Source organism: Paenibacillus sp. Soil522 (assembly GCF_001428245.1).
GTDB lineage: Bacteria > Bacillota > Bacilli > Paenibacillales > Paenibacillaceae > Pristimantibacillus.
Map to the genome: position 1 here is coordinate 197,823 of NZ_LMRV01000088.1, position 21,725 is coordinate 219,547.

Sequence of the window (21,725 nt, forward strand, 5' to 3'; positions counted from 1 at the left end):
AATGATCGTCTATTAACCTTTAATGCCTGTTGTCGCAATTCCTTCGACAAAATAACGCTGCGCTAAGAAGAAAATGATCAGGCACGGGACGATGGACAGAACCGACATGGCCATCACCTGGTCCCAGTTTGAAATGGACGAGGTGTCGAGCGACATCCGCAGGCCCAAGGAAATCGGGTATTTTTTGACACTGTTAATATAAATTAATGAGTTGAAGAAATCATTCCATGTCCAGATAAACTGGAATACCGCAGCGGATACGAGCGCCGGTTTGCTGAGCGGCAGCAAAATATGCGTTAATATCTTGAACGAATTGCAGCCGTCCACGACCGCCGATTCATCCAAATCGCGCGGCAGGCCGCGGAAAAACTGAATCATCATGAAGATAAAAAACGGATAAGTCGCAAACATAGAAGGAATGATAAACGTCCAATAGGTGTCCAACCAGCCTAAGTTGCGAAATAAGAGATAGCTCGGAATAATGATAACGGCATTCGGTAGCATAAGCGTTGCAATCATCAAGGAAAAAAACAGGTTTTTCGTCGGAAACCGGAAACGGGCGAAACCGTAGGCCACGATAACACTGGATAAGACGGTTGCGATCACGGTCGGAACAACAAGCAGGAACGAATTGGTAAAAAAGGTGCTGAACCCAAACTGCCCTGTGCCCTTCCACCCGTTAATATAAGATGTGATGACGAAGCGGGAAGGAATCAAATTTACGCTCGAGAAAATTTCGGGCAGCGGTTTAAACGACGCACTAATCAACCAAATGATCGGATAAATTAATATAATGCCGAAAATCGTTAGAAAGCTGAACCTGCCCATACGAATCAGAGATGTCATTAGAATTTTCCTCCATCCTCGTAATGAGTCCAATATTTCTGGGATTTAAACGCTATGATCGTAAACAGCATAATGGATAGGAACAGGATCCAGGAAAGCGCTGACGCATAACCCATTTTGGAAAATTGGAATGCATCTTGATACAGCTTTAAGCCGAATAAATATGTGCTGTTAAGCGGCCCCCCGTTCGTAATTAGAAAAGCTGCGGTGAACTCCTGAAACGCATTGACGGTCTGCATAATGAGATTGAAAAAAATGATCGGCGTAAGCAGGGGAAACGTAATGCTGAAAAACATACGCAGCTTCGATGCCCCGTCAATCGTTCCCGCTTCGTACAAATCTTTTGGTATTTGCTTCAGACCGGCCAGAAACAATACCATGGATGATCCAAACTGCCAGATCGCAAGCAAGCTGATGGATACTAAGGCCAATGAGGGAATTCCGAACCAGTCAATGGCCGGCAGCCCCAGGCCGGTAATAAAATGATTGACCACACCGTCCTTCGTGAACATCGAACGCCATAGTATGGCGATAGCTACGCTTCCGCCTAGAATAGACGGAAGGTAGTAAAGCGTGCGGAACACCGAGATGAACTTCATTTTCACGTTCAAAATAACGGCTATCAACAGCGCAAATGCCAGCTTTCCTGGAACAGCGAACAGCGCATAAAGAAAGGTTGCTTTGAGCGCCGGGAAAAACAAGGGGTCCTGCGTAAACATATAAACATAATTGCTCAGCCCGATAAATTTTTCAGCCTTCAATAAACTGAAATCGGTAAAGGAATAATATAACGAAGCTAGAAACGGATACATCTTGAAAATCAAAAGTCCAATAATGAACGGGGACACATATAGCAATCCTATCCATTGCCTATTATCTGAGTTTCTAAAAACGATCCCTAGTTTGTTCATAGTTTTTCCACCTTAGACCATTCTTTTATTTTGTAGATGCCTCGATCTCTTTCAGTTTAGCTTCATAACGTTCGATCATTTCCGCTGCCGCAGCTTCAGGAGTCAGTTTGCCAAAGGCCACTCTCTCGATCACTTCATTGGAAATTTTCATCAATTCCAGATTGTTGTTTATAAAGCTCGGAGCGGCTGCTTGATTGGCTAAAGCCGTCTCTAAGGAAGTGGCAACGACCTGATCAAGTTTGCCGTTTTCGAGCAGCAGCTGTTGTGACGATGGCTTGACCGGAATCGACCGCTCCACGCCAAGCGTCATAATGGCATCTTTATCCGCAAATAACCAATTTAAAAATTTGGCGGCTTCATCAATATGCTTAGAGTTTTTGTTAATGCCGATCAGCTGCGAAGGTCTGGCATTAATGCCGGTAGATTTGGCATTTTCCTTAACCGGAAACAGTGTGGTCGTAATATCAAAGCTTGCTGCTGTTCCGCGAAGCTTTGGAATATCCGCGACATTCGCAATCGTCATGGCCGATTCGCCGTTAATCCACTTCGGATTTTGCTCGGTTTTGGCGTTGAACAAAGCGCTCTCGCCGAGCGGCTGCAGCACGCCTGTATCAAATAATGATTTAAGGAATGTGAAGGTCTCGGTCATTGATTGTTGATCAAAGCCCAGCGTATTATCAGCATTAACAAGGTACTTTCCTGTAAGCTGGCTATGATAGGAAGGAACTATTTTTTCAGTAAGCGTAGCCAAATCTGAGTTGATCAAAAACATCTTCGGATTTTTTTGATTCAGCTTCTGTCCTTCCGCAATAATCTGTTCCCAGGACCATTTATCGTGCATCGGAATGCCTTCGCGCTCCATGAAGCTTTTGTTCACAATTGCCGTCAGCGCGTTCATTCCAGTCGGGGCGCCTTGAAGCTTATCGTTGATGATCGCCCAATCGCGCAAAAACGGTTCATCGAATTCGGTTAGATCGATCGTGTCCTTCAGCGTGTACATATCGACAAACAAATCGGCTTGTCTGACCAAATCGTTTATCCATAAATAGTCCAGCTGGATAAGATCGGGAGCCGTTCCGCCGGAGAGCTGCGTCTGAAGCTTTTGATAGTAACCGTCGAACGTCCCGTATTCCGCTTCAATGGTCACATTCGGGTTTTGCTTCATGTACAAATCAATCGCAGCTAAGGTAGCTTTATGTCTGGACTCTCCGCCCCACCAGGAGAAGCGCAGCGTTACCTTTTCATCCCCGGTTTCCTTACCTGCGTTCCCCTGATTGCCGGCATTCGAATTTGAGCCGGAACAAGCCGACAGCGTCAATGCAAGGGCAAGGAGTGTGACCAAGCTTAAAATCGTTAGCCTGTTAAATTTTTTCAACATGTTATTCATCCCCTTATTTTTTTAGATGTAATTAACAGATGAGTTCACGCAAGCCGGCAGAGGCTTCTCAGCTAGTCCTGCTAATAAGTTGTCCACTGCCAACATAGCCATACTATTGCGGGTCTCATACGTTGCGCTGCCAATATGCGGCGTTACCAAAATATTTGGCAATGCAAGCAGCGGATGATCGCCCGGCAATGGCTCCGGATCCGTAACATCTAATGCTGCGTAGGCGATTTTGTTCTGTTTCAAAGCGTCATACAACGCATCTGTCTGAACCACCTGTCCCCGTGAAGCGTTTACAAAATAAGCAGTATTTTTCATCCGGTCGAACTGCTGCTTTCCGAACATTCCTTTGCTTTGAGCGGATAATGGCACGAGTACGACGATGCAGTCCGCCTCTTCCAGCAGCCCGTCAAAGGAAACGTATTTTGCTCCGAGCTGATCGTCATCCTGCTTTCGCGTACGATTATGATAGATGATTTGCATGCCGCTCGCCTTCGCTCTCTTTGCCACCGCGGTTCCAATATCACCCATACCATAAATCCCTAATGTTTTACCATAAAGATCGGTGCCCATCACTTCACGCCATTGGTTTGCTCTCACCAGATCCCAGCCTTCGTGAATGCGACGCATAGCCGATAATAAAATGCCGAAAGTAAGATCTGCCGTCGCCTCAACCAGCACGCCCGGCGTATTGCCGAACGGAATCCCTTTCTTCGTACAAGCAGCTACATCAATATTGTCGTAGCCAACCCCTGACTGCGCAATAACCCGAAGCTTTGGAGCAGCGCTAAGCAGCTCCTCGTCCACCTTTATGCTGTGACCGACACTGAGCAAGCCTTCCGCATCTTCGAGCCATTCCAGCAGCTGCTCCCTTGGAATCGGGCCGGGGCCTGTCCACTGCCTCACATCGCAATGTTCCTGAAGCTTCGCATAGGGGATTGGCCAGGTTTGTCCTGTTAACACCACTTTAGGTTTCATGAACAAACTCCTTTCATAATAAATCATCTATTTCCAAAATATTTTGTTACGCAATTGGCATTAATTGTTCTTTAACATAGCGGGCATTTTCCATCATGGCGCCATCCGGGTCGGCTACCGCTTTCTCGGATTCTTCTTCTACCATAATCCATCCCTTATAATCGGTGTTTTGCAGATGTCTGACAATACGTGGGAAATCGATCACCCCTTCGCCCATCGCCTTCCACACATGATCAGCAGCAGCATCTTTAAAGTGTACATGCTTGATAAGCGGTCTATACGTTTCAAAAACTTGCGCCACATCCATGCCGCCGCAGGCGATATGTCCTGCGTCAGGGGTATACCCGATCACATTCGTATCCAACCCGTCAAACATGATCTTATAATCCTCTTCGTTTCTGAAAACCGAGCCTGGCGGAGAGTTGGGATGAAACGCTGTGACAACGCCATGATCTGCTGCTCTTCTTGCAATGGCATTGACGCATTCCAGAACGTTACGCTGCCTCGTTTGCAATTCATCACGATTTTTTCCCGGCATTTGGACTACATTAAGTAAAGCATTTGGAAACTGCTTCAGATAAGCAATAAAATGGTCGGCTGTGCTTTGTTCCTCTTCTGATTCCCCCTTGTGAAGCCAGTGCAAGGAAAGCGTCAGAGCCGCAAGCTCCAGATTACGTTTTTGCAATTCCTCCTTGAGAAGCGCCGGGTCATTATAAAATCTGCCGAGCATCGCTACCTGCGTATCCAGCCCCTTAAAACCGCCGTCTGCAATGACGTCCAATATATGAGGCAAATTATCCGACTGCGTTTCGTAAGACAGCTGCCAGGTATAACCATGACATCCGAACTTGATCCCCATCGTTCTTGAACCCCCTTATCTTTTTTTGTTTGCTTAAACCGTTGCTGCTGACTAAATAATAGCGCTTACATCCTTAAAAAAACAGGCATTCGAATTGTTATTCCGTACCTCTAGTTATGTATTTTTTGTCCTTAATCCCGCAAAAGGTATCATTACTTGCTATAAATCAGCTTAATTTAACATTTCGCTTGCCGAGCTTATTTTTGGCGGCACGATACTGGTATACTATAATCAAGATAAAAAGTTAAACAACTGGGGGGCCTTCATGTACAAGCTTCTGATCGTCGACGATGAAAAAGAGACCCGAACCGGATTACGGAACTATTTCCCTTGGCAAGAGATCGGATTTGAAATTGTAGGCGAAGCGGAAAACGGGGCAGACGCGCTTACTTTTATTGAAATAGAACGGGTGGATGTCGTGCTCAGCGATATTAAAATGCCTGTAATGGACGGCTTGGAGCTTGCCCATGAAATATACCGTAAGCGCTTACCAGTTAAAATTGTATTTTTAAGCGCCCACAGGGAATTCGAGTATGCACAAAAGGCCATCATATACGGTGTGAAAAACTACATTATTAAACCTACAAAATACGACGAGCTGGTAGAAACTTTTATAAAGCTGAAGGAAGAGCTAAATCAATCGACCGCGACGGAAGCTGTCGATTCCGTTTTAACGGAACACAAAGTGATAGCGGCGGTCCGCCAATACGTAGACAAGCATCTTTCTACAGCCAGCCTGGAAGGGGCTGCTGAGCATGTCTATATGACTCCCCAATATCTCAGTAAATTTTTTAAAGATAAAACGGGGCAAAATTTCTCTGATCTGCTGCTCGATAAACGAATGAGCAAAGCAAAAGAACTTCTTGAAGACTTTCAGTACAAAATTTATCAAGTAAGCGAGCTCGTCGGCTATGCAAATTCCAAAAATTTCACCCGGGCGTTCGGCAAATACTACGGAAAATCGCCGCGTGAGGTTAGAAATGAGTAGCTTATGAAAACCATTCACACTTTTTTCATAAAAAACTTTATAGGCGTCATCCTGCCGATGTTTATCCCGATCCTGGTGCTCGGCGTATTGTCCAATCTTATTATCGAGAACTATATCAAGGATGCTATTATTGCCAATAACGAAAGCTTGCTTCGGCAGGCCAAAGATAACGTCGAGTTGATTTTTAACGAGCTGGATGCGATCTCTTTATATTTTATTACGAATCCGACGATCAATCAGAATATGAATCGCGTCTTGAGAGCGCCCGTGCTGGAATCGGGGGATATCACGCTGTTCGATACGGTACGCGACTTTATCGATGCCCCGGCAAATGCCAGACCCTATATTGATTCCATTTATATGTATATCCCAAATGACTATGACCGGTATTACAACAGCAACAACGGGATTGACTACTTGCGCACATCCCATGATGTTTCTTGGCACCGGAGCATTATGATGCATGGGCACGAAATGATGTGGGCCGAGTCCCGTACAGTTAGGGCATATTCATTCGAGCCGTCAAAAAAAGTGATAACGCTTTACCGCAAACTGACCCAAGCTCAAAATTCCGGCGTGCTCATCCTTAACATTTCCACTGATTATATTGAAAAGCAGCTCGAGCATCTGAAGGTGCTTCCCGAGCAGCAAATTTTCATTATGGATCAGAATAATCAATTAATGACCAGCCAAGCCCAATTGGCTGATTACACAAGCCATGAGTTTGTAGACATCGGTTTAAACAAGCAATCCGTATTTACGATTCAATCTGCTGCCGGACCAAGTCTGGTTTCGAAACTAAAATCAGATAAATACGGTTGGAGCTTCGTTACGGTCACTTCACAGAAAAGCTTATATAAAGTACCTAATTTCTTGAAGAAATTGACGTCTTTTCTGCTTATCGCTTGTTTTATTGCGGGTACTCTGCTCACCTATTTTCTCACTAGAAATAATTACCGCAATGTCAAATCCATTCTGAACATCATCCACTCAGCCAAATACGGCACCGAGCTGTCGACGGTCGAGGAAAAGCCTTATCATGTGTACAATTACATCATTCAAAACGTATTGCGGACGTTCGTGGAGCATAACTACTTAACCGTCCAGCTTTCGGAACGTAAATATCGGCATGAGGTGCTTGAGCTTAAAGCGCTGCAAGCTCAAATCAATCCTCATTTTCTGTTCAACACGCTCCAAACGATTTATTGGAAAGTGATTAGCCTCACCGGGAAACCCAATGAAGCCAACGTCATGCTGGAGCATTTATCCGACATTCTTAAATATGCGCTCGATGTGCCCATGCAGCTTATCCGCCTCGAAGAAGAGCTGCAGTATACCCGCAGTTATATCGAAATACTCAAATACAGATATTCGGACAAATTCAAGGTCATTTGGGATTTAGAGGAGAACCTTCTGGATTATCGGGTGAATAAGCTCATTTTGCAGCCGTTAGTGGAGAATGCGCTGTATCACGGCATTAAAAACAAAAAGGAACAGGGGTTAATCAAAATTAAAATCCGTGCAAAGGGGCAACAGCTGCGGATAGCGGTAATAGACAATGGGATAGGGATAACCCCCGGCCGCTTAAAGCAAATCAGGGATCGATTACAGTACTCGCCGGTCAATGCCGATGATGATCAGCCCCATATCGGCCTTTATAACACGTACAAAAGAATAAAAATACAGTTCGGCGCCGCCTCTCAGTTCATGATCAAATCCAAAGCCGGCTTTGGAACAAAAATAGAGATTACGCTTCCGTTGATCGATCAGGAAACAGTCGGCCATTTCTCAAAATAATCATTCTCCGAACAATTACATCGCCCGGTAAATACGAAAATGAGGTGCATTTCTGCACCTCATTTTCGGGTATGATCGATTTGCTTCATTCGAAATGCCGTCTACCGCCGATATTCAAGCTGTATATGGACAAGGAGCGAATCATCGCCGGCATACGGCTCATAGCTCGCCCGGTAGCCAACTGCCACGTTCACGCTCTGGAAGGCAGCCTTCAAGGCAGCGGGAAACTGATCGCCTTGCTCATATCTGAAAGCTAAGCTCGCCGTGCGGGAGTCAAGCGCCGATTGAATAACCTGATTAAGCTGCTCTGAGCTCGATACCGTATATTCCGGCTCCAGCCAGTGCAGGCCCAGTGTCATCTTCAGCTTGGTAAAGCGGTCGCGCTCGGCTGCCTTGCCCAGCTGCTCCAGCTCCCGGATCGTATCCGCATAGGATGCCGCTGCGGCAGGATAAGCTTTTGTCCATTGATGATCCGCCCGCAGCTCCTCGTCCGTCTTCAAGTAATAATTGTACCTGATCGCACTCTCGCCCGGTTTGGCTGCATTCGCTTTCGCAGACGAGTCCTTGCCTGCAGCCGTTATCCCTACCGGATCATCCCAAGTTAAATCCAAATGATACCAAATGCCGTCCAGCTGCACCATATTCCAAGCATGCTCGCCCGTATTTACGGTCCCCTCGGCAATTAATACCGTAATGCCCGCTTCCTTCAGCATCTTGTAGCCGAGCAGCGCATAGCCCTGGCAGACTGCCTCGCCTAACGTTACCGCTTCATATGCGGTGTAGTGCGACAAGGACTGGTCATATTCGATTTGATTAACGATCCAATCGTGAATCACTTTTACTTTCTCATGCTCGTTCATCCCCGGTTCAATGATCGACTTAAGCGCCTTCGCCGTTTCAAGGTCTACGACGGCTGTTTGCTTAAGCGTCTCACGGTATCTGGCTTCAAGGGCGATCGTCGATTTATTTCCCCAGCTTCGGATCGTATAGATGTAGGATTCCAGGATATAGGCCGAATAGTCATCATGCCTAAGGGCGGCGTGAATAATATCCTTGAGCTTATCCGTCAGCTCCTGCTTGTCCCCCGTGTAAGTGACAGAAAAATGCTCAGACCGGGCTTGGAACTGTTGGGCGATTTCTTGCTCCAGTCTCTCCAGCTTATTCGGCTCATCCACGGCGACGGCCTCCTCCGACTCGGCTGCGGCAGGAAATAAGTCCAGCTTTAAGTCAAGGCAATATGCAGCTGCTATGATGAAGACAACCACCAACAGCTTGGAAGCTACTCTATGCATTCGAACCTCCTATACGGGTTGCAAAGCGAACAGCCCCGGGATCCGCAGCTCCTCTTCACAAGTCTATTTATCTCTTTCTGCTTCCTTGAATAGTATCATAATCGAACGGATTAAAATACATCACCGCATAACGCGTGCGTTATCCCATATATATTCTAGAGGATGCGCTTCTATAACGGGGTCCATTTAAAATTATTCCCAAAATTTACATGCAGTATCATTTATCAAAAAGATTTTCATCCTCTGCCTTTCGTGTCCCCTATCCATAATAACAAATAGGACCCTTCCGGGTCCTATCCCTTACCAAAGATACAAATCATTGCCCTTCAGTTTAAAAATAGCTTCCATAAAATAGTAGTCCCCATAGATAATCGGATGATGATGCGATTTTGCGTAATACGCTCCTGAACCGTATTGCAAAATGCAGTCGTTATCCCTGGACCAGTCGCAACGCGATTCATCTAACGTTCTGAGCAGCTTTAGCGCAGCTTCGATATAGGATTCTTTCTCGTACGGGCCTACTGCCTTGGCAAGTTCAATCAATCCGCAAGCTGCAATCGCTGCAGCCGTGTCATCCTCACGCCTAGGCTCTTTCGGCTGTCTGAAATCAACCGGTATCACTCCGTTGTCTGGAATATTGGCCATAAAATAATGCGCAACACGCTTAGCCGTATCCAAATATTGTTCTTTTCCGGTATGGATATAGCTCATCATAAAGCCGTACAAGGCCCAGGTTTGCCCTCTCGTCCATGAAGAGCCCTCTTCATAGCCTTGACCTCCGTATGTTTTGACCACTCCGCCATTAAACGGATCGAACTCCACAATGTGATTCACGGAACCGTCCGGTCTCACGAAAGCCGTCATGGACGTATCCGCATGCTTCATGGCAATCTGCTTAAACCGCGGATCTCCCGTTTCTTCCGAGGCCCAGTAGAGAAGGGGAATATTGAACATGCAGTCGATGATCGCCCACCCTCTGGTATCGTTATCCCCCACATCGTTCCATGCACGGATAAACCCGCCCGCCAGATTAAATCGTCCTGCCAGCAAGTTGGCGGCATGCAGAGCTCTTTTCCGGGACTCCGCGTTCTTCGTTACTTTATAATTGGCCACGCTGGTCGGAAGCCACATAAACCCGACATCGTGATGCAGCCCGTAATAATCCTGGAAGCATTGATCCAACCCGGCTTCGGAAATATTGGCGATCTCTTTATATTTTTCGTTGCCGGTTTCATGGTGCATCAGCCACATCATGCCGCCCCAGAAACCATTCGTCCACCAATTGATGCCATCTGTTTCGGTACCGGTCGGGTTGTCTATGCTGCGGTCATCATGCGTTCCGTTAATCGTCGTGTAAGGGATTTTGTTTCTGGATTTTTCGCTGACCCAATCCATTTTCGTTGTAATCTTTTCGATTACTCCGTTTAACCACATTTGTTCCTTTGCTTCTAACATGTCCATTTACCTTCTTTCCTCAGGCTATTTCGAGATTCTTGTGTAAATCATAGCCCGTATCCGTCCAGAAATGTGTTGTTATACAGACGAAAAATGTTGTTTTCTTGCGCACTTCTCAACATACAGATGCTTCGACTTCAGGATAGATTGCCTATGCCCATTAAAATAGACCACAGGAATCCCTGCGGTCTCACAACGATGGTTTATCGCTCTGTTTCATCATGAGCATGGGGAAAGAAACTGGCCATGGAATTGGTACGGCCTGTTTCAGATCGGAGGCAGCTGATTCCATATTTTCACTTAATGCGCTTACTGTAAAATAATAAGTGATATGATTGCTCAGACCTGTCACCACAACTTGGCCTACTGCAGCTGAATTGACAACAACCATATTTGAATAACATTCCGCTTCCGTTCCATATTTGACTTTGTAGCCCGTCGCTTTCGGTACTGATTCAAAGATGAGTGCGACTTGACCATTGCCCGGAAGCGCCGCATATAATTGAGGCCGTGCCATAGGCGCATCGGAAGGTTCCGGCTTCACCGCGACTTCTTGTGAATAGTCGCTTCTGCCGGAAGCGGTCGTTCGCATTAACCGAAAATAGTACGTTGTGTAATTTTTCAAGCCCGTTACGGCAAAAGCGCCTTTTTGAGTAATGCGGTCAAGTACATGGGAGTACACCCCACTTTTTATGCCGTATTGGATCTTATAGTGTAAATCCGTGCTATCGCTGGAATATCCCACATAAAATCCTTCGCTGACCGGTACGGCATCCCATATTTTACATTATAAGCAGACGCTCCGTTCACTTTATGAAAAATGATCCGTACAGTACCGCTCGCAACCAAGACTTCTTGGATTGTAGGCGCCGCAGGCACGTTAAAGTAGTCGTTTTTTTCATATACTTCGTAGTTCGTGGGGGTGACAATTGTAATTTTCTGCTGCAGTACACCTTCCATGGGAACCGTCCACAGGAGGTAGCCCGTCCATGGAGAATTCCCAGGATACAACTGCGGAAGATCAATAATCCCACCTTCGCTTTTGTAATGGTTGTCGTAAATCTGCCATTTCAACTTGTAACCCTTCATCGTATAGGATGGCAAATCCGCTGCAATCATTCCCTTTGGATTTACCGTTACAGCAGTTTTCACACGGGTTCCTGTACGGAATGTAATCACGGAATGGGAGATACGCATGGCTTTTACGGGCGAGTTGGCCTTCCTTGCGTTTTCGTAGCCTCTTTTCCGCTGCCTCCATACGGTTACAACGCCCCAAGGTCTGTTTTCGGATGCAGGTGTGCCCGCATAATCGCTCCTGTAATCATTCCATGTCCAGAGTGAGGCCCCGACGATATACTCCTTATCCCTCAACAGGTTTAATAAGCTGTCAACTTGCACGTTCCCGATATTTGGATCTTCATTATTGAATCCGGATGGTCCATATTCGGTGAAAAAAATCGGCTTGTCGGGCCAAAGCCTATGAACATGAATAGCGTTTTCGGCTTGATTCCCGTAGCTGTTTAACGATATGATATCACAATATTGGGCTGCATCCCCGATTGGCGAGCCCGCCTGGGCTGCCGTGTTGCTGGCATAGGTCAGTATTCTGCTTGAATCAAGAAACGTTCTGATATAATCAAACATCGATTTAACGTATTTTTGACCGGCTGCAGTGTCTCCGGGAATTTCATTCGCAACACTCCAACCGACGATTGAAGGGTGATTGTAATCTCTTTCAATCATTTCTTTTAACCACTGCCTCGCTTCGGGGTTATCTTTAGTAACATGAATGTCTTCCTTGCCCCACACGGGAATTTCTCCAATATTCAGCATTCCCTTCTCGTCGATATAGTCCAATAAATCGGAATCGTTCGGTACATGGTGGATTCGGGCCATATTGGCTCCGGCGTTTTTCATCGAATCGATATCGGCCTTGACGAGATATTTCGGCTCGGTATTTCCTGTCACACGGTTAGATGGTACTCGGTTGAATCCTACAAGCCTGACCGGCTCTCCATTTAGTCTAAACTGTGTCCCTGAAAGTTCAATTTTACGGATGCCAAACGGATTACTGACTTGATGCTTTAAAACGGTGTTTTCTAAGAGTGACGTTTCCATACGGTAAAGATGCGGAAAATCAAAATGCCATAACTTTACCTTGGATGCAGGTAATTTCGTATGCAAGCTGACGCTCACATGCGAATTAGCGTTAACTGAAGCGGAAGCGGTGAGATTTTTATCATTTGCCGAACTCCAAATTAAGCTGCCGCTTGCCTTGTCATAAAGATTACATTCTACATTTATCGTCTTGACCCTTGAGAAACAATTCAGCACTTTCACGTTTATATGGATTGATGCCGAACCATGGATCAAGTCTGGCGTCGAAGTAACCTTTTGCCATTGAATTCTAACCTTGTGATTAACAATCAAATGGACGTCTCTGATTATGCCGCCCCAGGGCCACCATGCTCCCACCTGATAGGAATTATCGGCCATAACAGTGATCGTATTGGTGCTGCCATAGTTTAACAATGCCGACACATCGAACTCAAAGGGTGTGTATCCACCGCTGTGCTCGCCAAGATAAGTTCCGTTTAACCATACCTTAGTATGATGATAAACCGCATCGAACCGGATGCAAACCGTATATCCAAGGTAATCACTAGGTGCTTCGAAGGTTCTTCTGTACCAACCCTTGCCCCTATAGGAGCTGTAAGCATTCATCGTATCCCAATTACCGGGTACAGTTAGAGCTTCCCATGCGAAATCATTCAATGATGCCGAATACCACGCCTTTATTTCACCCAGATGGTCAGGATCCGTTAAAAATCGCCAGATGCCGTTCAATAACATTCGTGACTCTCCGGTAGTTGCACTTGGTCCGGATAAAGTTTCAAAGAGCGAAAACAAACGATTCGCCTTTCTTAAAGCTCTTTCGATGATACCAAGACGATGCTTCATTTTCATGTGTTCACCTCCGAAACTAAGGCGGTCAGCCTTTCATCATCTCCAGCAAGTAATCAGCTGTGCGAATCGCTAGCGCCACCGTTGTCAGAGTCGGATTTGCCGCCCCACTGGTAGGAAGTACACTGTTATCGGACACATACAAACCACGAATACCATGGAGCTGTCCGAACGGATTGACCGCCGAAGTGAGCGGATCGTTCCCTATACGGCATGTCCCCGATTCATGATTGTCACTTCCCGACAGCGCCAAACAAAGGGAAGGCAAGGAACCTTCATCTGTTTCGCCCCTGATGGCGTTGGTCGCCTTCCGGATGGAATCCGCCATCAGCGCAATCACTTCCCGGTCTTTGTCGCTGTAGGAAAATTGGACTTGGATTTCTGGAACACCGTAGAAATCCTTCCGGTTTTCATCCAACATCACCCTGTTTTCAAACCTCGATTCCACTCGACCGAAACTGAGTAATCGTACTTCCCAATCCTCTCGGACGGGCTTTTCTTCATACTGGGGATACCAAGCAAACGTTCCCGGTCCCTGGATTTGCAACTGAAACGGGCGCCCCTCCAATGCTGGATATAGGATGCCCAGCGTGCCAAGCACTTCCGGGAAACCTTTGACACTTAAGGGTATAACCGTCATTAAACTGGTATGATTCGTTAAATAATGGCCGATCGCCGGACCCGGGATACCTGAATGTAGAAGAAGCCGCGGAGTCTCAAAAGTGCTTCCGGCCAAAACGATATTTTCCGCTTCCAGCGCATATGCTTTTCCTTCCTTCGACATCGCGGTAATACCTGATACGTTGCCCTTTTCGACATGAATTTGTACAGCCCGCGCCTCAACGGCCAAATCAAAGGACATCAGATTTAACGCCTCTGCAAAAAATGAAATCGAACTGAAGAAAGCATTGGAATGGACTTCTCCGTACTGAGTGGCGGTCATATCAACAGCCATCGGAATCTCTCGGGCATCAACGAACCCGTTTTGCCACAGCCTTTTAAGCAAAATTTGCGTGATCGCGGATCCGGAGGTATAAGTCTGTGTGACCTTCATCACCTTCTCCGCTAAGCTATAATAAAAATCCATTTCTCGCAGCGGGATCGACCATTGGAGCAATTCGGAAACAGGCATTCGGGGACTAACTGCCCCCCACGTCAGGGTTTTACCCCCTAATGCAAACAATTGTCTGGCACCTGGGAATTCAGGAAGTGTAAGTCCAAGAGTTCTTAAAATGCGCGGGTTATACATATAATCGAACCATCGGCCCCTGTTTAACGTCGGCACATTCCAGACATGACTCGGAATGAGCAGGCCGCCTGCATCAATAATCCCGATCTTTCGGCCGGTTCCGCGCCATTGGTTACACAACCGCCAGAGCGCTGCACCTCCTCCCGCGCCCGTACCGATGATAAGTACATCGTACCGGGTACGTTCCATCCGTTCTAACGCAGCAAGCGGTATCCAAGTATCTTGGGGTGTCACCGGCAGGGGTAGCGGACAAGTAGAAAATGAATGATTCATAATCTATCACTCCCTGATTTACATCTGACACTTCACAGTCTTACTAGGAAAAGCCTGCGTATTCGCTGATCGGTTATCAAGAAAACTCCGAAAAAGTGAAGTAGTGGAGATATTACAAGTACTTATGACTACAGGAATGAGTGCGATAATTGCGTGAGCTTACTTGTATCGGTCAGAAGCCTGGCCGGGTGCGCAAATTTAGAACTATGATAATTTTCTGTAGTCAGTTCCAGAGCTTGTACGCCGGTTGATCTAACATACATGAGCAGATGTATTTTACTATATTAGAATTTTATGATGATTTCAGGGAATAAGAACAGATGAAAAAATCAACTCAATGATCTTTGTCATGTATTCCTAGGTGACCGGTGATCTTACTGTTTTTCCATCCTTCATCAACATGCAATCGAACAGCCTCAAATATAAGAGACTTTGGATAATGTTTTATAAATTTTTGTCCTTTCATTGCCATAAAAAATGCACCCCCTAGAATTTCATCGGATTAACCCAGGGGTTTTCCAGTGTTCATTCTAAGGGGTGAATTTTTCATATCGGCGATTGTGGGGGATTAATTAGTCGGAACAACATTGCTATTTAGACTTCTTCTTTGCTGCTGATCGTCCCTGCTTTTTAGGGTCGTCCGATGGGGGAGCCACATGCTGGGAACCGTTCGGTTTGATGTTATCACTGCCCATGTTGAATCCTCCTTTCATTTGATCGAGCTCTATAGTTATGTGTCCTATATAAAATCTTCATACATTGGTCACTTAATTCTGAAAAACACAGCTTAAAAAGTAAGCATCATGTCGCTAGCGCCTTGGCTGTCTTTGATTTTCTGACCTTCTGCATGTCCCTCTGCACCAAATACATGGCAAATAAGACGCCGATTCCTCCGAGCATCTGATAAACCGTCAACATTTCATGCAGCAAAAAATACCCCGCGGCGACCGCCGTGATCGGCAGCGTGTACCCGTAAAAAGACGCTTTGAAAGGGCCAAGACGGGCGAGGCTCCAAATGTGCAGCGTAAAGCCGACCATGGTCGCCAGAATGGCCGTATACGTGAGACTGATCCAGCCGTTTGACGAAATGCCGGCTAAATAGGCGGCGTCCGCCTTCCACAGCACATAGGGGAGCATTGAAACGGCGCCGGTCGTCATCTCCCAGGAAATCAGCTGCATAAACCGATAACGCGACGTCAATCTGCTCATCAGTATGAGATAGACTGCGCCAAAGAGGCTTCGCAGATGCAGCAAACCGTCCCCGCGAAGCGTAACTTGCCCGAAATGCAATCCCTGCTCGCCTCCTGCCACGATCACTATACGCTTACGAAAGCAAAGGGAAGGCCGATCAGAATCCGGTACGACAACCGGATCTCCTTGAGGGCGAGTGAGATGATGACGCTGGTGAGGAAAAATAAAGTTCTTTAATGTGAGTCCAGTAAAATCAACGTATTTTGAGCATAAAATTGAAAGCAAAAAAATTAAAGTTCTTTAATGCGATCAATGCCCTCAGCTACGGTTCAGAATTTGTGAAAATAAAGTTATTTAATCAGAGGACAGCAAAGATCCCGGAACGAACTTCCGTTTACATTTCAAAGTATACACGATCAAAACAGAACAGGATTGGCAGGGGAGCTGGATGTGAGGATGGATATAGCTGAATTGGCACTACAAATAAAATACTACTGGAAGCTCCTGTAATGATGCCAACTGATCAGCTCCTCGAAGTAGCCGAGATAACAATTGGCAGCGTTATTGACGAGCACGTCGATCGTTCCGAATCGGTCAACCGCCGCCTTTACGGCGGCCTCGGCGTCGGCAGGACTGGTGACGTCCAATTTCACGACCAGCAAATTATCAACCTCGCCGATGGCTTTGGATACCGCGTCGGTGTTGCGGCCAGTGGCGACGATCTGGTACCCGGCTGCCAGGACGGCCTTGGTGATGTCTGCGCCCATACCACGCCCGGCACCAGTGATAAACCAAACTTTCTTATCAGACATATTTTTTCCTCCTATGTTGTTACGCTTTATAATTAGGGGGTTTATTTTTCTATGCCTTTATAGAGAATCCTTTATTTCCCTTCTGAAAACACTTCTTTAGCAACCATAATGGCAGACATCGATTTCGGCCATCCAGCGTAAAAAGCAAGATGAATAATGACTTCTTTGAGCTCTTCTTCCGAAATCCCGTTTGTTTTCGCTTTGTTCAAATGAAATCTCAATTGTTCTGTATTTCCGCCAATATCAAGCTATCGTCGTACCATATTAACTAAAACCAACTATTTGGTGAGATACATACGGTTCTTCCAGGAACGCAATTTCTTCCGATGTTAACTTAACCGATAGAGCGCCTACGGCACCTTCAAGATGAGATGTTTTCGTAGCGCCGATAATAGGAGCTGTGACGGGTTCTTTCTGCAGCAGCCAGGCAAGTGCGATATGAATACGGGGAACGCCATGTTTTTCTGCGATAGCCGCCACCCGCTCCACGACCATTCGATCCGTATCTGCAGTCGCATCGTACTTCGATTTTTGAATCAGATCGGTTTCGGATCGATGCGTTGTTTCTGACCAATTACGAGTCAATCTTCCTGACGCAAGCGGACTATATGGAATCACACCGATTTTTTCTTCCTTGCAAAGCGGCAGCATCTCCCTCTCCTCTTCACGATAGATGAGGTTTAAATGATTCTGCATCGCTACAAACCGGGTCCACCCATTTTTCTCCGCTACATGTAATGCCTTTTGGAACTGCCAAGCGTACATGGCTGAAGCGCCAATATATCTTGCCTTCCCAGCCTTCACAACATCATGCAATGCTTCCATCGTTTCTTCAATGGGAGTATGGTAATCCCAACGGTGGATTAGATAAAGATCGACATAATCGGTTCCCAATCTCTTCAGACTCTTATCAATTTCACTCATGATTGCCTTTCGGGAAAGTCCGGCACCATTTGGACCTTCGTGCATACGACCATGAACCTTTGTCGCGATGACAATTTCATCACGATTGGCATAATCTTTTAAAGCACGACCAACAATTTCCTCGCTTGTTCCAGCTGCATACACATTCGCCGTATCAAAAAAATTGATACCAAGCTCAAGGGCTTTTTTAATAATAGGACGACTGTGCTCTTCATCGAGTACCCATTGATGAAACGACCGCTCTGCTACACCAAAACTCATACAGCCAAGACAAAGCCGGGATACATCCAAGCCGGTATTTCCAAGTTTCATATAATCCACTTTGATTATTCCTCACTCTCTTTTAAATTAATAGCTACCTTTCAGTTGTTGTTTATTGTGTCTTATGTACTTCTTATTATGTAACAAATGAAAAAGCAATCGTTATCCCATTCGTATCAAGTTTTTGCCTAATTCTCTCACAACCATTTGTGCAATCGACAAATAAGCGATAGAATGAAACTATCGAAGATGACGGAATAAGGAGAATTAGGTATGTCTGAGAGAATCAACAAACAGCAGCATGAACTTGCCAAACTCATTGAGCGTTTTGCAGGGCAGGACGGTGTTCATCCGACCCCTATTCCGTCTTTATTTTTCATCCGTGAATCTGTTATTACCGAACCAATTTCTAGAATTAACGAGCCATCCTTTTGCATTATTGTCCAAGGAGAAAAGGAGGTATTGTTAGCAGAGGAGCGTTTTCGGTACGGTCCTGCCGATTACATTGTGGCATCCGTTGACTTGCCGGTTACTGGACAAGTGATCAAAGCCTCTTCTGACGCTCCGTATTTGGCTCTCAAACTTGAAATTACACCGAGCCAAATCTTAGAGGTTTTAAGTGATTCCGAAATTCGAGTAGGACCGAAAAAAAATGCGAAACGAGCTATGTTTGTCAGCAAAGTAGAGCCATCTCTGTTGGATGCAGTAGTCAGGTTAGCCTGTTTGCTAGACAATCCAAAACATATCCCGGTGCTTGCGCCTTTATTCATCAAGGAAATTTTCTATTGGGTTCTACAAGGTCCCCATGGGGATGCGCTGGAACAAATGGCGATAGAAGGTAGCAATACCTATCGAATCAGAGAAGTTATTGAATATATCATAAAAAACTATAATACGTCTTTTCGAATTGAAGTGCTTTCGGAAAAAGCGAATATGAGTGTTGCTTCGCTTCATCGGCACTTTAAAGATGTAACGGCTATGAGCCCGATTCAGTTTCAAAAACAACTGAGACTGCAGGAAGCTAGGCGCCTTTTATTATCCGAGTCAACTGATGTCGGTGATGTCGCATTCCGGGTTGGCTACGAAAGCCAATCGCAATTCAGTCGTGAATATTCCCGCATGTTTGGTTTTCCGCCTAGGGAAGATATAAATCGCCTGAGGTAGAAATATGACCAAACGATCAACGTATGAATCCCTTGCTCAACGGGGTTCAAAATCATCTATTTAATTTAATGCAGATTTTAAAGGCTTGTACTTAAGCTAAAGAAAGGTATGTTCAAGCAGAGTACTTCACAAAGTCATAGAAAAAGCCAATCTTCCTGCTTTGGAAAATCGGCTTTTTTTATATTTTTCATTTTTCTACGTTGCAATATCAATAACGAATCGGTAACGTACGTCCCCTTGTTTAACCCGTTTACGGATAAGACCTTGATACAATAGGCGTAATCACCGCTTCATTGACTATAAATCGCGGGTCCGCCGTTCTTAACGCCAAAGCGTGCATGATTCGTGCATAGCGTTTCCCGTCGGCAAAAAGACAGGTACCCAGTGATTGTTTAAAAAAGCAGAATAAAAAAGCAGGAATTCACTTAACAAACATGAAATCCTGCTTTTTGTTCTATTTTCAAAAACCATTTTACGGCAGCATCTCTTGAAGATCCTTGAGTGCGTTTTGGGCACCCTGCGCCGTCACCAGCTTATTCTCCTTGATGAACTGGTGAAGCTGCTCCTTCGTCCATAATCCCATGTGTTCTCCCAACCCTTCTTCTACTTCTATTTTATTAGGTTTAGGAGTTTTTTAAACTTTTGATACACAGCCATGTAATCAAACTGTAATATTTCTCTCATCTTGCTTTCATCTTAGGCTACTATAATAGATTCATGACCCCCCTTTATTATATATTCTCTCTTGTAGCCTGCAGCCCCGTGCCGCAGGCTTCCTTTTTGCCCGAAGCATTCATGACCGTTTCCTGCAAAAAAGGAATGACCCGCTCCCAAAAGGCAGGCTCCTGCTCCGATGCGCTGTGCCCCTTGGTCGATACGAACAGCGTGCTTATGATGCCCTCAGGCAATTGCCTCTTCAGCACCCGTAGATCATCCGCACTAATAAAATCATCGCCGTTCGAATGAATCATCATAACCGGCGTACGGCCCGCTTCCAGGCTGCCAGCATGTCTCGATAACACCAGTGGAATGTCGGCGGCTCTGAACTCGGCTCGCGATATGCGTGCACGAATGAGCCAAATCATCGGAATAAGATAGGCTAGGGGAAAGAACGGAATTTTTTTGCGTTTCAGCTCTGACTTCATCATCGTCTCGAAACGGACGGGCATCGAGTCCGTTACGACTGCCCGCACCTGTATCCCTTGATCGAGCGCGAGCAGTGCCCCAAAGCCTCCGAGCGAATGTCCGAGCACCGCGATCCGGTCCGGATCGATTCCCGGAAGACGCCTCGCTGTATCGACCGCAGCCTGCACGTCATCGCGAAACATAAGCGCGGAAGGAGCAGAGATAGAATCGCTGTCGCCGTGGCTTCGCGCATCGTACATCAATACGGAGAAGCCTGCTTCGTAAAGCGGACGCGTGTATCGCAGCACTCTCGTCCGGTTGGAGCCCCAGCCATGCGCGATAACGATAAGCGGCGCAAGCCCCTCCTCCGGCGAGGCGCAAGAAGCCGGCAGAAGCAGCCAGCCTTCCAGCTTGGATCCCTTGCTTGTGAAGGATATGGATTGCCACTGCGTGTCCACGTCAGGAGCATCCGCATTCGTTAGCTTGCGCGGCTTCTGACTGCGTACTCCCATTTGCCAGACAAACGCAGCCAGTAATGCAATGAATATGAAGAAGCTGACCAGCAGCCACCATGCAGCGTCCACGTCATTTCCCCCTTGCTCTACAAAGCCCGCACGGCATCTGCAAATTGCCGCGCCCGCTCCGTTACCTGAGCGAATTTGCCTTCGCGTACCCATTCCAAATTGACGAGCTTGCTGCCCATCCCAACGGCATTCGCCCCTGCTTTAAAGTAGTCTGCAATGTTATGTAAATCAACGCCGCCAGTCGCAATCATCGGAATATCGTTCAGCGGACCGCGAATTTCCTGCAAGTACCCGATGCCAAGCGTTCCCATCGGGAATATTTTCACAGCATCGGCCCCTGCCTTCCATGCCTTTACGATTTCCGTCGGCGTCATGACGCCGGGCCATACAGTGATGCCGCGCTCACGCCCATAAGCGATAACTTCCTCATCCAAATTAGGCGAAATGAGAAACTGCGCTCCAGCGGCAACCGCCTGCTCGGCAAGCGCGACGTCGGTTACCGTACCGGCGCCTACAGCAGCCTGGCTGTCAAACTTCGTGCGCCAACGCTCGATCATAACCGCCGCACCCTCCGTATTCATCGTAATTTCCATCATATGAATACCGCCGTCTATTAAAGCCTGCGCCGCAGCATCCGCATGCCGATCCTCAATACCTCTTAAAATCGCTACGATTTTGTGCTGCAGCAGCAGCTCAAGCATCCTGTTCATTCGCTTCTCCCCCGACTC

At 46.4% G+C, this 21,725-nt stretch carries 20 protein-coding genes; 3 read left to right on the top strand and 17 right to left on the bottom strand.

Annotated features, from left to right (window positions below; translation table 11 throughout):
• Positions 1–12: 12 nt before the first annotated feature.
• The 5 genes from ASG81_RS26370 to ASG81_RS26390 are packed head-to-tail and all read right to left on the bottom strand — an operon-like array spanning position 13 to position 4,978.
• Positions 13–846: a carbohydrate ABC transporter permease gene (locus tag ASG81_RS26370; RefSeq protein WP_056641630.1), complete on the bottom strand. Its 834-nt coding sequence runs from the start codon at positions 844–846 to the stop codon at positions 13–15.
• On the bottom strand, positions 846–1,757 hold the full coding sequence (locus ASG81_RS26375) for a carbohydrate ABC transporter permease (RefSeq protein WP_056641634.1): 912 nt from the start codon (positions 1,755–1,757) through the stop codon (positions 846–848). The genes ASG81_RS26370 and ASG81_RS26375 overlap by 1 nt, the downstream gene beginning before the upstream one ends.
• Positions 1,758–1,782: 25 nt before the next feature.
• A complete protein-coding gene (locus ASG81_RS26380) occupies positions 1,783–3,135 on the bottom strand; it encodes an ABC transporter substrate-binding protein (RefSeq protein WP_056641637.1) in 1,353 nt (450 codons plus the stop codon).
• 21 nt (positions 3,136–3,156) lie between these two features.
• Positions 3,157–4,119: a 2-hydroxyacid dehydrogenase gene (locus ASG81_RS26385; RefSeq protein ID WP_056641641.1), complete on the bottom strand. Its 963-nt coding sequence runs from the start codon at positions 4,117–4,119 to the stop codon at positions 3,157–3,159.
• A 46-nt stretch (positions 4,120–4,165) separates the two neighbouring features.
• Positions 4,166–4,978 carry a sugar phosphate isomerase/epimerase family protein gene (locus ASG81_RS26390; RefSeq protein WP_056641644.1) on the bottom strand — a complete coding sequence of 271 codons (813 nt, stop codon included), beginning with the start codon at positions 4,976–4,978 and terminating at the stop codon, positions 4,166–4,168.
• 265 nt (positions 4,979–5,243) lie between these two features.
• Here ASG81_RS26390 and ASG81_RS26395 point away from each other — a divergent pair, with 265 nt between their 5' ends.
• Both ASG81_RS26395 and ASG81_RS26400 read left to right on the top strand, forming a co-directional pair.
• Positions 5,244–5,966: a response regulator transcription factor gene (locus ASG81_RS26395; RefSeq protein WP_056641647.1), complete on the top strand. Its 723-nt coding sequence runs from the start codon at positions 5,244–5,246 to the stop codon at positions 5,964–5,966.
• 57 nt (positions 5,967–6,023) lie between these two features.
• The gene (locus ASG81_RS26400) at positions 6,024–7,763 is read left to right on the top strand and encodes a cache domain-containing sensor histidine kinase (protein WP_162255071.1); all 1,740 of its coding nucleotides are present in this window, start codon (positions 6,024–6,026) and stop codon (positions 7,761–7,763) included.
• A 101-nt stretch (positions 7,764–7,864) separates the two neighbouring features.
• Here the strand turns inward: ASG81_RS26400 and ASG81_RS26405 are convergent, their stop codons facing one another.
• The 10 genes from ASG81_RS26405 to ASG81_RS26440 form a co-directional block, all read right to left on the bottom strand.
• Positions 7,865–9,055 carry a transglutaminase domain-containing protein gene (locus tag ASG81_RS26405; protein WP_056641651.1) on the bottom strand — a complete coding sequence of 397 codons (1,191 nt, stop codon included), beginning with the start codon at positions 9,053–9,055 and terminating at the stop codon, positions 7,865–7,867.
• Between the two features lie 300 nt (positions 9,056–9,355).
• Positions 9,356–10,510, bottom strand: a complete 1,155-nt coding sequence (locus ASG81_RS26410; protein WP_056641724.1) for a glycoside hydrolase family 88 protein — start codon at positions 10,508–10,510, stop codon at positions 9,356–9,358.
• 190 nt (positions 10,511–10,700) lie between these two features.
• Positions 10,701–11,255, bottom strand: coding sequence for a fibronectin type III domain-containing protein (locus ASG81_RS26415; protein ID WP_155971960.1), 555 nt, complete (start codon positions 11,253–11,255; stop codon positions 10,701–10,703).
• A complete protein-coding gene (locus ASG81_RS26420) occupies positions 11,201–13,477 on the bottom strand; it encodes a glycoside hydrolase family 2 protein (protein WP_056641659.1) in 2,277 nt (758 codons plus the stop codon). The genes ASG81_RS26415 and ASG81_RS26420 overlap by 55 nt, the downstream gene beginning before the upstream one ends.
• A gap of 25 nt (positions 13,478–13,502) precedes the next feature.
• On the bottom strand, positions 13,503–14,996 hold the full coding sequence (locus tag ASG81_RS26425; RefSeq protein WP_056641661.1) for a GMC oxidoreductase: 1,494 nt from the start codon (positions 14,994–14,996) through the stop codon (positions 13,503–13,505).
• A gap of 334 nt (positions 14,997–15,330) precedes the next feature.
• On the bottom strand, positions 15,331–15,468 hold the full coding sequence (locus ASG81_RS31455; protein WP_155971962.1) for a hypothetical protein: 138 nt from the start codon (positions 15,466–15,468) through the stop codon (positions 15,331–15,333).
• A gap of 329 nt (positions 15,469–15,797) precedes the next feature.
• Positions 15,798–16,286: a DMT family transporter gene (locus ASG81_RS26430; RefSeq protein ID WP_056641664.1), complete on the bottom strand. Its 489-nt coding sequence runs from the start codon at positions 16,284–16,286 to the stop codon at positions 15,798–15,800.
• 392 nt (positions 16,287–16,678) lie between these two features.
• Positions 16,679–16,999, bottom strand: a complete 321-nt coding sequence (locus ASG81_RS26435; protein WP_081417595.1) for an SDR family NAD(P)-dependent oxidoreductase — start codon at positions 16,997–16,999, stop codon at positions 16,679–16,681.
• A 71-nt stretch (positions 17,000–17,070) separates the two neighbouring features.
• Positions 17,071–17,220, bottom strand: coding sequence for a carboxymuconolactone decarboxylase family protein (locus tag ASG81_RS30375; protein ID WP_268795832.1), 150 nt, complete (start codon positions 17,218–17,220; stop codon positions 17,071–17,073).
• A gap of 43 nt (positions 17,221–17,263) precedes the next feature.
• The gene (locus ASG81_RS26440; protein ID WP_056641667.1) at positions 17,264–18,244 is read right to left on the bottom strand and encodes an aldo/keto reductase; all 981 of its coding nucleotides are present in this window, start codon (positions 18,242–18,244) and stop codon (positions 17,264–17,266) included.
• A gap of 213 nt (positions 18,245–18,457) precedes the next feature.
• On the opposite strand from ASG81_RS26440, the gene ASG81_RS26445 reads away from it, so the two are divergent.
• Complete coding sequence (locus tag ASG81_RS26445) at positions 18,458–19,348, top strand: AraC family transcriptional regulator (protein ID WP_056641670.1); 891 nt, start codon at positions 18,458–18,460, stop codon at positions 19,346–19,348.
• A gap of 731 nt (positions 19,349–20,079) precedes the next feature.
• On the opposite strand, the gene ASG81_RS26455 is transcribed toward ASG81_RS26445, so the two are convergent.
• Positions 20,080–21,057, bottom strand: coding sequence for an alpha/beta hydrolase (locus tag ASG81_RS26455; protein ID WP_056641678.1), 978 nt, complete (start codon positions 21,055–21,057; stop codon positions 20,080–20,082).
• Positions 21,058–21,074: 17 nt separating this feature from the next.
• On the bottom strand, positions 21,075–21,707 hold the full coding sequence (locus ASG81_RS26460; RefSeq protein WP_056641681.1) for a bifunctional 4-hydroxy-2-oxoglutarate aldolase/2-dehydro-3-deoxy-phosphogluconate aldolase: 633 nt from the start codon (positions 21,705–21,707) through the stop codon (positions 21,075–21,077).
• Between the last annotated feature and the right edge of the window lie 18 nt (positions 21,708–21,725).